The following is a 12,112-nucleotide window of genomic DNA, read 5'->3' as shown; positions in this document are numbered from 1 at the left end:
TGCGGGCATGACCGCGACGCGGATCCCCGGTACGCCATTTGTCGACGACGATGCCCTGGTCTCGACCAGCCCGGCGACGGGCGAGGAGGTCGGCCGGTTCGCGGTCGCGTCCGCCGACGAGGTCGCCGCGGCCGTCGAGCGGGGCCGCGAGGCGCAGGAGTGGTGGGACGGGCTCGGCTTCGCCGGCCGCCGCGCCCGCCTGTTCCGGTACCGCGCGCTGATCGCCCAGCGCATGGAGGAGCTGGCCGCGCTCATGGGCCGTGAGGGCGGCAAGCCCACGATCGACGCGGTCGTCGAGCTGGGTGGCGCGATCGACCACGTGCACTGGGCGGCGGTCAACGCCCGCCGGGTGCTCCGGTCGCGCAAGGTGAAGCCGTCGCGGCTGCAGCTGGAGTTCACCTCGCGGGTGGAGTACCAGCCGCTCGGGGTGGTCGGCGTCATCGGGCCGTGGAACTACCCGGTGTTCACGCCGCTGGGCTCGATCGCGTACGCGCTGGCCGCCGGCAACGCGGTGGTCTACAAGCCGAGCGAGTACACGCCGGCGGTCGGTCAGTGGCTGGTCGACGTGTTCGCCGAGGTGGTGCCCGAGCACCCGGTGCTGCAGATCGTGCACGGTCTCGGTGACGTCGGCGCGAGCCTGTGCCGGTCGAGGGTGAACAAGATCGCGTTCACCGGCTCGACGGCCACCGGCAAGCGGGTGATGGCCGCCTGCGCCGAGTCGCTCACGCCGGTGCTGGTCGAGTGCGGTGGCAAGGACGCGATGATCGTCGACAGCGATGCCGACCTGCGGGCCGCCGCCGACGCCGCGCTCTGGGGCGGGGTCTACAACGCCGGGCAGACGTGCGTCGGCATCGAGCGGGTGTACGTGCAGGAGTCCGTGGCCGACAGGTTCATAGCCGAACTGGTCGGTGCCGCCGGGAAGCTGAAGGTCGGCGACGAGGTCGGTCCGATCACGATGCCATCGCAAGTGGAGATCATCCGCCGGCACATCGACGACGCCATCGAGGCCGGTGCCACCGTCGCGCTCGGCGGTCGCGACGCGGTGCAGCCGCCGTACGTGCACCCGACGATCCTGGTCGACGTGCCGGAGACCAGCACGGCCGTCACCGAGGAGACGTTCGGGCCGGTGCTCGTGGTCAACCGCGTGCGCGACACCGACGAGGCGATCGAGCGCGCCAACGCCGTCTCCTACGGGCTGGGCGGCGCGGTGTTCTCGAAGCGTAAGGCGCACGCGATCGAGGTCGCCCGGCGGCTGCGGTCGGGGATGACCGCGATCAACTCGGTGCTCTCGTTCGCGGGGACGCCGAGCGTGCCGTTCGGCGGCGTCGGCGACTCGGGCTTCGGCCGGGTGCACGGCGACGACGGCCTCCGCGAGTTCGCCCGCGCGAAGTCGATCACGGCTCGTCGGGCGCGGTCGTTGCTCCCGGTGACGACGTTCCGGCGCGACCCGGCCGCCACCGCGAAACGCCTGATAAAGATCATCAAGCTGGTGCACGGGCGCTGACCAGCGCGCGGTACTCCTCACCCATCGGCAGGTCGCGCTCGACGCGCACGCGCCGGCGCACCGCGTCTCCCCGTGTGAACTCCTCGAACCACAGGCCCACCCCGCGGCGCTGCCACGCCGGCACCTCGTTGAAGTTGATCCCCCGCTGGTACAGCAGCTCGTTCTTGCCGGAGAAGTCGAGGCCCTCCAGCTGGCGGGTCGCGGCGCGGACGCTGACGCCCTCCGACCGCAGGGTCCAGTAGCACCAGCCGTTGAGCGCGCAGCGCGCCGCGTCGGCCTGCCGCCAGGAGAAGTAGTCGACCACGTCGGCGACGCCGGTGCCGAGCCAGACGCGCGAGTCGAACACGCCCGTCCGGCCGGCCTCCAGCGTGAACGCGGCCGAGGCCACGCCCGCCGAGATCGACACGAGCTTCTCCACCGAGCGGCCGAACAGGCGCCACGCCGGGTCGAGCAGCACCGAGATCTCGTCGCTCTCCGTGTACGCGTACCTGCCGCCGAGCTCGGTGAGCAGTGTCTGGGCCGCGTGCGCCATGACCGACGCGAACCGCTCGTCGAACGGCTTGTCGTCGTGGTCCTCGGTGAGCCGCGAGAACGACCGCCCGTCGACCCGCACGATCGCCCACGCGCCGGGCAGCAGCGTGAGCCCGTGGTACCACTCCCGGGTCCGCTGGGTGGTGTCGAGATCCTTCAGGCGCACGTCTACTCCACGGTGAAACCGCCGGCTCCGTCGAACCGCACCACGTACACGGTGTCGAACCGCTCGGCCGGGTGCGGGCCCATGAGGCGCTTCAGCGTGGCATAGAAGCCCACGTCGGGCACGCGCGTTTCCGGCGGTCGCGCCGCGTTGCGCGCCGCGGCGCCGTCGCGGTCGGGCGGAAACCAGTAGGCGACCAGGTGAGCACCGTATTCCCGGGCTATTCCGAGCACGCCCCGCCGGTCGGCGAGCGAGGCGTTGGTGTTGTCGACGGCGACGTTGCGCTGGTCCGACAGCAGCTCCGCGATCAGCGTGAGCTGCCGGTTCTCGCGATGCGAGGCGTTGGGCCAGTTGTCCTTGCTGACATGGGCATGGGTGGCCGCCAGGCGTTGCCGGTAGAACGTCGTCTTGCCGGAGGCCTGCAGCCCGATGAAAACCGCGACCTCGCTCAGAACAGCGTCAATTCGTCGCGCTTGATGCCGCGCAGGGTCTCGTAGTCGAGCACCACGCAGCGGATGCCGCGGTCCTCGGCCAGCACCCGGGCCTGCGGCTTGATCTCCTGCGCGGCGAAGATGCCGCGTACGGGTGCGAGCAGCGGGTCGCGTCCCAGCAGGTCCAGGTACCGGGTGAGCTGCTCCACGCCGTCGATCTCGCCGCGGCGCTTGATCTCGACGGCGACCGTCGCGTTCGACGCGTCGCGGCAGAGCAGGTCGACCGGGCCGATCGCGGTCGGGTACTCGCGGCGCACCAGCGTGAACCCGTCGCCGAGGACGGTGGGGTTCGCGGCGAGCAGTTCCTGCAGGTGCGCCTCGACGCCGTCCTTCTGGAGGCCGGGGTCGACGCCGAGGTCGTGGCTGGAGTCGTGGAGCACCTCCTCCAGGGTGATCCGCAGCTCCTCGCCGGCTTTGTTCACCACCCGCCACACGCCGGGCGACTCCTCCACCCGGCATGGCGGGCTCATCCAGTTCAGCGGCTTGTAGGCACGGTCGTCGGCGTGGATCGACACCGATCCGTCGGCCTTGACCATCACCAGACGCGTGGCCAACGGCAGATGGGCGGTGAGCCGGCCGATGTAATCGACCGAACAGCGGGCGATGAGCAGGCGCACCCGGGGAGCCTATAAGGACGCCGCGACGCGGTGGCGCACTGGTGCCATCCTTGGGTGGTGCTCGAAGCGCTCATGGGAACCGGTCTCGCCGCCTCGGCCGGCCTCAACGCTTACATCCCGTTGCTGCTGGTAGGCGTGCTCGCCCGGTTCACCGACGTCATCACGCTGCCGGAGAGCTGGCAGTGGATCGAGAACCCGTGGATGCTGGGCATCTTCGGGGTGCTGCTGACGATCGAGTTCTTCGCCGACAAGATCCCCGTGGTCGACCACGTCAACGACTTCGTGCAGACGGTCGTCCGACCGACGTCGGGTGGCATCATGTTCGGCGCCTCGTCCGGCTCCCAGACGGCGGTGATCACCGACCCGGCGAACTACTTCGAGTCCAAGCAGTGGGTGCCGGTGGTCGTCGGTATCGCGATCTCGCTGTGTGTGCACCTGATGAAGGCCGGCTTCCGGGCCGCGGTCAACTCGCTGACGCTCGGCTTCGGCGCTCCGGTGGTGAGTGTGGCCGAGGACACCGTGAGCATCGGCATGGCGCTGTCGGCGATCCTCGCGCCGTTGCTGGTCATCCTGTTCCTGATCGTGCTGATACTGGTGTTCTGGTGGGCGATGAGGCGCAGGAAACGGCGCAAGGCGGCCAAGCTGGCCGCGGCCAGAGGCTACTAGCAAGCACCGGCCCGAGGCCGGTGCTGCCTGGACTGAGGAGCGCAGGGAGCGCAGCGACCGCAGCGACGAGGGAAGGCAGCACCGAAAAGGCCTCGGGCCCGCGCCCGCGGAGGCGGGCGCCAATAGCAGAGTAGATTGCCTTGACGTGGATGCCGTCGAGGTCCGTGGCCTGCGCAAGGCCTACGGTGACACCGTCGCGGTCGACGGGGTGGATCTCAGCGTCGCGCCGGGCGAGGTCTTCGCGCTCCTCGGCCCGAACGGCGCCGGCAAGACCACCACGATCGAGATCCTCGAGGGCTACCGCCCGCGCGACGCCGGCACCGTCTCCGTGCTCGGCGAGGACCCGGCCACCGCCGGTGCCGACTGGCGGGCCCGGGTCGGCATGGTGCTGCAGACCAGCGGCGAGTTCGACGCGCTCACCGTCGGCGAGGTGGTGAACCACTTCGCCGGGTTCTACCCGGGGTCCGACGACGCTGACGCGGTCATCGAACGGGTCGGCCTCACCGACAAGCGCAACGCGCGCACGCACGCCCTCTCCGGCGGGCAGAAGCGCCGCCTCGACGTGGCGCTCGGCATCGTCGGCCGGCCCGAGCTGCTGTTCCTCGACGAGCCCACCACCGGGTTCGACCCGCAGGCCCGCCTGGACTTCTGGCAGCTCATCCGCGACCTCGCCGCCGCCGGCACCACGATCCTGCTCACCACCCACTACCTGCACGAGGCCGAGGCGCTCGCCGACCGCGTCGGCGTGATGCGGGGTGGGCGGGTCGTCGCCGTCGCACCGCCCGCCGAGCTCGGCGGCCGCGCGACCGCCGCGGCCGTCGTCAGTTGGCAGACACCGGACGGCGTGAGCGAGACCGTCACCGACGAGCCGACCGCGCTGGTGCGTCAGCTGTCCGAGCGGTTCGGTGGCGAGGTGCCCGGACTGACGGTGAACCGGCCGACACTGGAGGACGTATACCTGCGCATGATCGGTGGTCAGGCATGACCATGACGTCCGAGCGACCGGTCGCGGTGGGGCGTCGGCGCCCCTCGGCGCTGCGGCTGGGGGTGCGGCGGGGCGGCCTGGAGCTCCGGCAGTTCCTCCGCAGCCGCGAGTCGGTGGTGTTCACGCTGGCGTTCCCCGTGATGCTGCTGGTGGTCTTCGGGTCCGTGTTCAGCGACAACGAGGTCGTCGACGGCATCCCGTTCACGCGGTACTTCGTGGCCGGCATGATCGCGGCGGGTCTGCTGACGGTCGGCTTCCAGAACCTCGCGATCATGATCCCGATCGAGCGTGATCGGGGTGCGCTGAAGCGGCTGCGCGGCACCCCGATGCCGCCGTCGGCGTTCTTCCTGGGCAAGGTGCTGCTGGTGCTGGCCATCGGTGCGGCGGAGACGGTCCTCCTGCTCGCGCTGGCGTTCACGGTCTACGACGTTCCGGTGCCGGGACCGGCCCAGTGGGTGACGTTCCTGTGGGTGTCGGTGCTCGGGATCACCGCCTGCACCCTGTGCGGGATCGCGTTCTCGTCGCTGGTGCGCAGCGGCCGCGGCGCCCCGGCCATGGTGACCCCGGTGGCCCTCGGGCTGCAGTTCATCTCGGGGGTCTTCTCGCTGTTCACGAACCTGCCCGGCTGGATGCAGCACCTGGCCGCGCTGTTCCCGCTGAAGTGGATGACCCAGGGCATGCGGGCGGTGTTCCTGCCGGAGTCGTTCGCGTCGCACGAGCCCGCCGGCTCGGCCGAGCTGGGCATGGTGGCGCTGGTGCTGGCGCTGTGGTGTGTGGGCGCGCTGGTCGTCTGCCGCCTGACGTTCCGGTGGACCACCCGCGACTAGCGTCTGTCTGGAAAGGGGGCCGGTTCCCCTTTCCAGACAGACGCCAAACCGGACCGATCGTCCGAGACCGGTGTGCCTGAGCCTTTGTCACACTTGCCGGGTGCCGTTGGAGATCCTCCTGGTCGGGCCGCTGCTCGCGCTCGCCGTGCTCGCCCTGATCGCTGTCGCCGCCGACATCACCACGCTGCGCCCCCGGCCGGCCGCGAGATCCGAGGAGGAGTTCGGGCTCTTACGCACCGTCGCGCTCTCGGCCGACCTGGCCGCCGCCCGAGCGGTGCGTGATCGGCTCATGGCGCTGGGTATCCGGGCCACCGTGGGCACCGACAGGTCCGGCTTCGTGCGCGTGCTGGTGTTCAGCCACGAGTACGAAGACGCCCGCGACGCCGTCTAGGGTTCCAGGTCCCGGTAGGGCCGCGGGTAGGTGATCTCTCCCCGCGGGTGTGCCACCCGCAGCGGCAGCGCCTGCATGTACGGCGACGGGTACAGCGCGCTCTCGACGCCGACCACCGGCGCGGGCACGAACCCGAACCGGCCGTAGTACGCCGGGCTGCCGAGCACCACCACCAACGTCTCGCCGGCCCGGATCAGGTCGCCCAGGGCGGCGCCCATCAGGGACCCGCCGTGCCCGCTCTTCTCGTGGGCCGGGTCCACCGCCACCATTCCGATCGCCGACGCGGTCCCCTCCCCCACGGTGACCGGCACCACCACCAGGTGGCCGACCACCTGGCCGTCGGCCTCGGCAACCCAGCTCGACGTCACCGAGGCCGGGTCGGCCCGCAGCCCGTCGAGCAGCCTCGCCTCCACGGGCTCCCCGTCGGACCCGGCCGCGCCGAACGCCGCGACCACCACCGAACGGACGCGCACGGCGTCACGCGGCTCCTCCCGGCGCACGCTGACGGCGTTCACAGGCCGGCCCTCACAATCCGAAGACGGGCTCGGCCGGCGCCTGCACCCGCTCCACGTGGGCGCCCAGAGACGTCAGGTCGGCCGCGAACGTGGGGTAGCCCCGGTCGATGTGGTGGACGTGGCTGACCTCGGTCACCCCGTCTCCGCACAGGGCGGCCACGGCGAGCCCGGCGCCGGCGCGGATGTCGGTGGCGCTCACCGGTGCGCCCGACAGCCGCTCCCGGCCGCGGACGACCGCGTGGTGCCCGTCGGTGCGGATCTCCGCGCCTAGCCGCACCAGCTCCTGGATGAACATGAACCGGCCGTCGAAGATGTTCTCGGTGATCAGCGACGCGCCCTCGCTCACCGCCGCGAGCCCGACGGCCATCGGCAGCAGGTCGGTCGGGAAGCCGGGGAACGGCAGCGTGACCACGTCGACGGCGGTCGGGCGCCGACCCATCCGCACGCGGAACCCGTCGTCGACCGGTTCGACGTCGGCGCCGGCGGTGAGCAGCTTGTCGAGCGCGATCTCCAGGTGCGACACGGGCACGCCGTGCACGGTGACCTCGCCGCGGGTCATCGCCGCCGCGAACGCCCAGGTGCCGGCGACGATGCGGTCGCCGACCGTGCGGTGCTCGACGGGCGCGAGCGAGTCGACGCCCTCGACGAGAAGCTGGCTGGTGCCGGCGCCGGAGATCTTCGCGCCCATCGCGGTGAGCATCTCGCAGATGTCGACGATCTCGGGTTCGCGCGCGGCGTTGTCGATCTCGGTGGTGCCCTTGGCGAGCACCGCCGCCATCAGCAGGTTCTCGGTGGCGCCGACGCTCGGGAAGTCGAGCCAGATCGTCGCGCCGTGCAGTCTTTCCGCTGTCGCGATCACGAAGCCGTGCTCGCTGGTGATGTCGGCGCCCATCCGCCGCAGCCCGGCGACGTGCATGTCGAGACCGCGTGAGCCGATCGCGTCGCCGCCCGGGTGGGCCACGCGGACGTGTCCGCGGCGGGCGAGCAGCGGGCCGAGCACGCAGATCGACGCCCGCAGGCGGCGCACCAGGTCGTAGTCGGCCTCGGTGCCGCACTCGTCGGGTACGTCGATCTCGATGCGGTCGTCCTCCGCGGTCACCGCGCAGCCCAGGCGCCGGAGCACCTCGGCCATGATCGCGATGTCGGTGATCCGGGGCACGTTGGTGACCACGCTGCGACCGGGTGCGAGCAGCGTCACCGCCATCAGCTTCAGTGCCGAGTTCTTGGCACCGACCACGTCGACGTCGCCGGCCAGGCGCGCGCCGCCGAACACTCTGAGCAGGTCCACGCGCGTGAGCCTAGGCTCAGCCGATGGCTCGCGTACACCTCACCCGCATCTACACGAAGACCGGCGACACCGGCACGACCGGGCTCGGCGACGGCACCCGGGTGCCGAAGACCGATCCCAGGATCACGGCGTACGCCGACGTCGACGAGTGCAACGCCGCGATCGGTGTCGCGCTCGCGCTGGGAGACCTGGACGACGAGCTGCGCGGCGTGCTCACGCGGGTCCAGAATGATCTTTTCGACGTGGGTGCGGACCTGTGCAACCCGATCCAGCCGTCGCCCAGGTGGGAGCCGATCCGGGTCACCGATGCGCACGTCGAGCGGCTCGAGGGCTGGTGCGACGAGTTCAACGCCCGACTGTCCAAACTGGACTCGTTCATCCTGCCCGGCGGCACGCCGGGTGCGGCGTTGCTGCATGTCGCGCGCACGGTGTGCCGGCGCGCCGAACGCGCGGCGTGGTCGGTGGTCGAGGTCGATGCCGAGCGGACCAACACAGCGGCGCTCCGGTACCTGAACCGCCTCTCGGACCTGCTGTTCATCCTGGGACGGCTGGCGAACCCGGACGGCGACGTGAAGTGGGTGCCGGGTGGGCCTGCATCACGTTGAGCTCTGGGTCCCCTCGCTCGACCGGGCGGTGGAGTCGTGGGGGTGGCTGTTCGGCGCCCTCGGCTGGGCGCGGTACCAGGACTGGCCGGGCGGCCGGTCGTGGCGGACCGGGGACGTGTACGTGGTGGTCGAGGAGTCGCCGGCGCTGACGTCCCGGTCCCATGACCGCATGCGGCCGGGGCTGAACCACCTCGCGCTCCACGCCGGATCCCGGGAGTCGCTGGACGCGCTCGTGGCCTCCGCGTCGGATCATGGCTGGACGCTCATGTTCCCCGACCGGCACCCGTGGGCCGGCGGACCCGAGCACTACGCCGCCTACCTGGAGGACCGCGACGGGTTCGAGGTCGAACTGGTCGCCACCTAGCGGTGCGGGGCTGGGCGGGTAGATACTTGCGCTCTCAGTGCAACAATCATCCCCGCCTATCTGGAGGATTCGGTGCACAGGCTCGTGCTGCTGGCTCTGGCCGCCGTGTTCGTTGTCGTGGTCCCGTCCCCCGCCGTCGCCACCCCGTCCCACCGTCCCGTCGTCTTCGTGCACGGCAGTGCCGGATCGGCGCAGCAGTTCCAGACGCAGGCCAAGCGCCTCGCGTCGAACGGCTACCCCATCGAGATCATCGAGGCGCACGAGTACGACTCGCCGAACGTCGCCACGCTGCTCCCCTCGATCTACGCGGGCCTCGACGAGCGCATCGCGCGCCTACTCGCCAGCACCGGCGCCGACAGGGTCGACCTGCTCGCGCACTCGCTGGGCACGTTCGTGTCGCAGGGGTACCTGAACAGCTCGCCGGCGCGCGCGGCGCGGGTCGCCCACTACGTGAACCTCGACGGCCGCCCCGCCACCGCGCTGCCCGGCGGCGTGCCGACGCTCGCGATCTGGGGCGAGGGCGACCCGGCGCGCACCGTGGCCGGTGCGACGAACGTCTCCTTCCCCACGCAGTCGCACACGCAGACGGTCTCGTCGGTGGAGTCCTTCCGGGAGATCTTCAGGTTCCTCACGGGACGCGCGCCCCGCGTCGACCGCATCGTTCCGCAGACGATCGCCCGGGTGTCGGGGCGGGCCGTGCTGTTCCCGAGCAACGTCGGCGTCGAGGGGGCGACGCTCGTGGTGTACCAGGTCGGCTCGCTCACCGGTCACCGGCTGTTCCCGGTCCACCGGGCCGCGTTGAGCGGTGACGGCTCGTTCGGGCCGCTGCCGGTCCTGGGATCGGCGCGGTACGAGTTCGCGATCGAACGGCCGGACGCGCCCACGCACCACTTCTACTTCCAGCCGTTCCTGCGGTCGGACTCGTTCGTGCGCCTGCTCACCAGCCGGCCGGGCGAGGGCCTCGGCGCCCTCGTCGAGACGAGCGACCGGCACACCGCGCTGACGATCAGCCGGCAGAAGGAGTGGTGGGGCGGGTCCGACTCCCTGTGGCTCAACGGCCGGCAGGTGCTGAACGAGGCGAACGCGCCGCGGACCAAGCGGGTCATCGGGATCTTCGCGTTCGACGCGGCCAGCGACGGGGTCACCGACCTCACCGCGCCGCTGCCGGCGTTCTTCAGCCAGACGTTCATGACCGGGATGGACGTGTTCGTTCCCGCCGGCCCCCTGGTGTCGCTCGTGGTGCGGCAACGGGGTGGCGGATACGACATCCTCAATGTGCCGGCGTGGAAGTCGAGCGAGCATCGCGTCTCGGTGAACATCGACGACTTCTGAACCCGTTCTTCACTGCCGGCCGATAGGGTCGGCGGTATGGGTGACGCCATCGTGGCCGAGTCCCTCGTCAAGACCTACGGGTCGGTGCGCGCCCTCGACGGCATCGACCTGCGGGTTCCCGAGGGAACCGTGCTCGGACTGCTCGGACCCAACGGCGCCGGCAAGACCACGGCCGTGCGCATCCTGACGACGCTGCTGCGACCCGACTCCGGTCGGGTCGTGGTGCGCGGCATCGACGTGCTCGCCGAGCCGCAGAAGGTGCGCGAGGTGATCGGGTTGTCGGGTCAGAACGCGGCCGTCGACGAGTACCTCACCGGCTTCGAGAACCTGGAGATGGTCGGGCGGCTGCACCACATCGGCCGTTCCCTGGCCCGGCAGCGGGCGCACGAGCTGCTCGAACGGTTCGGGTTGGTGGAGGCCGCGGGCCGGCCGGCGAAGACGTACTCCGGCGGCATGCGGCGCCGGCTCGACCTGGCGGCCGCCCTGGTGACGTCGCCGCCGGTCCTGTTCCTCGACGAGCCGACCACCGGGCTCGACCCGCGCAGCCGGATCGGCATGTGGGAGGTGATCCAGGAGCGGGTCCGCAGTGGTTGCACGCTGCTGCTCACCACCCAGTACCTGGAGGAGGCCGACCGGCTCGCCGACACCGTCATGGTCATCGACCAGGGTAAGGCGATCGCGGAGGGCACCCCGACGGCGTTGAAGCGGCAGGTCGGTGGCGAGCGGATCGAGGTGGTGGTGGCCGGTTCCGACACGTTGGAGACCACGGGCGCCGTGCTGAAGGAGCTCGGCGGCGAGGCACCGGTGGTCGACGCCGAGGCGCTGAAGCTGACCGCGCCGGCGCCGAACGGGGCCGGGACGCTGATCGAGGTGGTGCGCCGGTTGGACGCCGCCGGCGTGGAGGTCGCCGACATCGGGATCCACCGCGCGACGCTCGACGACGTGTTCCTCGCGCTGACCGGTCAGACCGCCGACGACGACGAGGTGCGGAAGTCATGATCTACGCCCTGCTCGACGGCTGGGTCGTCGCCAAGCGCAACCTCATCAAGATCAAGCGGATCCCCGACCTGCTGGTGTTCTCCACGCTCCAGCCGATCATGTTCGTGCTGCTGTTCGCGTTCGTGTTCGGCGGCGCGATCCCGATCCCCGGGGTCGACTACCGCGAGTACCTGATGGCCGGCATCTTCGCCCAGACCGTGATGTTCGGCTCGGGCATCACCGCGATCGGCCTGGCCGACGACCTGCAGAAGGGCATCATCGACCGGTTCCGGTCGCTGCCGATGTCGCGGGCGGCCGTGCTCGTCGGGCGCACCACGTCGGACCTGCTGAACAACCTGCTGGTGCTGGTCATCATGGTGATCTGCGGCCTGCTGGTCGGCTGGCGCACCCACACCAGCCCGCTGGAGGTGGCGGCGGGTTTCCTGCTGCTGTGCGCGTTCGGCTACGCGATCAGCTGGGTGGCGGCCGTGATCGGCCTGACGGTCAGCAGCGTCGAGGTGGCCCAGTCCGCCGGCCTGATCTGGATGTTTCCCGTGACGTTCCTGTCCAACGCCTTCATCTCGACGACCACCCTGCCAGAGTGGCTCCAGCCCGTAGCGAACTGGAACCCCTTCAGCGCGGTCGTGCTGGCCCTGAGGGACCTCTGGGGCAACGCCCCGGCGGCCATGGCCAGGGGCGAAGGCTTCCCGGCGGACCACCCGGTCCTGCTCTCGGTGCTCTACATCCTGGCGACCCTGGCCATCTTCGTCCCCCTGGCCATCTCCAAGTACCGCAAGGCCGCCGGCCGGTAGCCGTCCCCCCTTCTTTGCGATCTTGGACGGCAATGCAATCGGA

15 protein-coding genes are annotated in these 12,112 nt (G+C 70.9%); 10 read left to right on the top strand and 5 right to left on the bottom strand.

What is annotated here, in order from left to right; translation table 11 throughout:
- The first annotated feature begins 7 nt into the window (after positions 1–7).
- Positions 8–1,504, top strand: coding sequence for an aldehyde dehydrogenase family protein (locus tag Voc01_RS20680; RefSeq protein WP_203929132.1), 1,497 nt, complete (start codon positions 8–10; stop codon positions 1,502–1,504).
- Here Voc01_RS20680 and Voc01_RS20675 read toward each other — a convergent pair.
- From Voc01_RS20675 to nucS, 3 genes are read right to left on the bottom strand one after another with little or no spacing between them, the layout of a single operon-like run.
- The gene (locus tag Voc01_RS20675) at positions 1,482–2,201 is read right to left on the bottom strand and encodes a tRNA(His) guanylyltransferase Thg1 family protein (protein ID WP_203929131.1); all 720 of its coding nucleotides are present in this window, start codon (positions 2,199–2,201) and stop codon (positions 1,482–1,484) included. The two genes, Voc01_RS20680 and Voc01_RS20675, sit on opposite strands and share 23 nt — an antisense overlap.
- Positions 2,202–2,203: 2 nt before the next feature.
- Positions 2,204–2,629: an AAA family ATPase gene (locus tag Voc01_RS20670; protein ID WP_275423738.1), complete on the bottom strand. Its 426-nt coding sequence runs from the start codon at positions 2,627–2,629 to the stop codon at positions 2,204–2,206.
- A gap of 17 nt (positions 2,630–2,646) precedes the next feature.
- Positions 2,647–3,306, bottom strand: coding sequence for an endonuclease NucS (gene nucS, locus Voc01_RS20665; protein WP_203929130.1), 660 nt, complete (start codon positions 3,304–3,306; stop codon positions 2,647–2,649).
- 57 nt (positions 3,307–3,363) lie between these two features.
- On the opposite strand from nucS, the gene Voc01_RS20660 reads away from it, so the two are divergent.
- The 4 genes from Voc01_RS20660 (at position 3,364) to Voc01_RS20645 (ending at position 6,175) form a co-directional block, all read left to right on the top strand.
- Positions 3,364–3,972 (top strand): DUF4126 domain-containing protein, encoded by a 609-nt coding sequence (locus Voc01_RS20660; protein WP_203929129.1) that lies wholly within the window; start codon positions 3,364–3,366, stop codon positions 3,970–3,972.
- Positions 3,973–4,117: 145 nt separating this feature from the next.
- Complete coding sequence (locus Voc01_RS20655; protein ID WP_203929128.1) at positions 4,118–4,957, top strand: ABC transporter ATP-binding protein; 840 nt, start codon at positions 4,118–4,120, stop codon at positions 4,955–4,957.
- On the top strand, positions 4,954–5,784 hold the full coding sequence (locus Voc01_RS20650) for an ABC transporter permease (RefSeq protein ID WP_203929127.1): 831 nt from the start codon (positions 4,954–4,956) through the stop codon (positions 5,782–5,784). Before Voc01_RS20655 ends, Voc01_RS20650 begins: the two co-directional genes overlap by 4 nt.
- A gap of 100 nt (positions 5,785–5,884) precedes the next feature.
- The gene (locus Voc01_RS20645; protein WP_203929126.1) at positions 5,885–6,175 is read left to right on the top strand and encodes a hypothetical protein; all 291 of its coding nucleotides are present in this window, start codon (positions 5,885–5,887) and stop codon (positions 6,173–6,175) included.
- Here Voc01_RS20645 and Voc01_RS20640 read toward each other — a convergent pair.
- Entirely contained in the window at positions 6,172–6,690 is a 519-nt protein-coding gene (locus tag Voc01_RS20640; protein WP_203929125.1) for a GNAT family N-acetyltransferase, read from the bottom strand. The two genes, Voc01_RS20645 and Voc01_RS20640, sit on opposite strands and share 4 nt — an antisense overlap.
- Positions 6,691–6,700: 10 nt before the next feature.
- Positions 6,701–7,978 carry a UDP-N-acetylglucosamine 1-carboxyvinyltransferase gene (murA, locus tag Voc01_RS20635; protein WP_203929124.1) on the bottom strand — a complete coding sequence of 426 codons (1,278 nt, stop codon included), beginning with the start codon at positions 7,976–7,978 and terminating at the stop codon, positions 6,701–6,703.
- A gap of 23 nt (positions 7,979–8,001) precedes the next feature.
- On the opposite strand from murA, the gene Voc01_RS20630 reads away from it, so the two are divergent.
- From Voc01_RS20630 to Voc01_RS20610, 5 genes are all read left to right on the top strand, one after another.
- Positions 8,002–8,583: a cob(I)yrinic acid a,c-diamide adenosyltransferase gene (locus tag Voc01_RS20630; RefSeq protein WP_203929123.1), complete on the top strand. Its 582-nt coding sequence runs from the start codon at positions 8,002–8,004 to the stop codon at positions 8,581–8,583.
- Positions 8,564–8,947: a VOC family protein gene (locus tag Voc01_RS20625; protein WP_203929122.1), complete on the top strand. Its 384-nt coding sequence runs from the start codon at positions 8,564–8,566 to the stop codon at positions 8,945–8,947. The genes Voc01_RS20630 and Voc01_RS20625 overlap by 20 nt, the downstream gene beginning before the upstream one ends.
- A 72-nt stretch (positions 8,948–9,019) precedes the next feature.
- Positions 9,020–10,279 carry an alpha/beta hydrolase gene (locus Voc01_RS20620; RefSeq protein WP_239160350.1) on the top strand — a complete coding sequence of 420 codons (1,260 nt, stop codon included), beginning with the start codon at positions 9,020–9,022 and terminating at the stop codon, positions 10,277–10,279.
- Between the two features lie 36 nt (positions 10,280–10,315).
- Entirely contained in the window at positions 10,316–11,278 is a 963-nt protein-coding gene (locus Voc01_RS20615; RefSeq protein WP_203929121.1) for an ATP-binding cassette domain-containing protein, read from the top strand.
- Positions 11,275–12,069, top strand: a complete 795-nt coding sequence (locus tag Voc01_RS20610) for an ABC transporter permease (RefSeq protein ID WP_203929120.1) — start codon at positions 11,275–11,277, stop codon at positions 12,067–12,069. The genes Voc01_RS20615 and Voc01_RS20610 overlap by 4 nt, the downstream gene beginning before the upstream one ends.
- The last annotated feature ends 43 nt before the right edge of the window (positions 12,070–12,112 follow it).

Origin of the sequence: Virgisporangium ochraceum, from assembly GCF_016863655.1 — a bacterium.
In the GTDB taxonomy this organism is placed as follows: Bacteria; Actinomycetota; Actinomycetes; order Mycobacteriales; family Micromonosporaceae; genus Virgisporangium; species Virgisporangium ochraceum.
Note: the sequence above shows the minus strand (reverse complement) of the source record. Positions and strands in the feature narration are given on the sequence as shown.

What these genes read in the sequence shown, in the direction of transcription:
- Voc01_RS20680 (WP_203929132.1), top strand. Translation starts at nt 8, where the DNA reads ATGACCGCGACGCGGATCCCCGGTACGCCATTTGTCGACGACGATGCC.
- Voc01_RS20650 (WP_203929127.1), top strand. Translation starts at nt 4,954, where the DNA reads ATGACCATGACGTCCGAGCGACCGGTCGCGGTGGGGCGTCGGCGCCCC.
- Voc01_RS20630 (WP_203929123.1), top strand. Translation starts at nt 8,002, where the DNA reads ATGGCTCGCGTACACCTCACCCGCATCTACACGAAGACCGGCGACACC.
- Voc01_RS20615 (WP_203929121.1), top strand. Translation starts at nt 10,316, where the DNA reads ATGGGTGACGCCATCGTGGCCGAGTCCCTCGTCAAGACCTACGGGTCG.
- Voc01_RS20610 (WP_203929120.1), top strand. Translation starts at nt 11,275, where the DNA reads ATGATCTACGCCCTGCTCGACGGCTGGGTCGTCGCCAAGCGCAACCTC.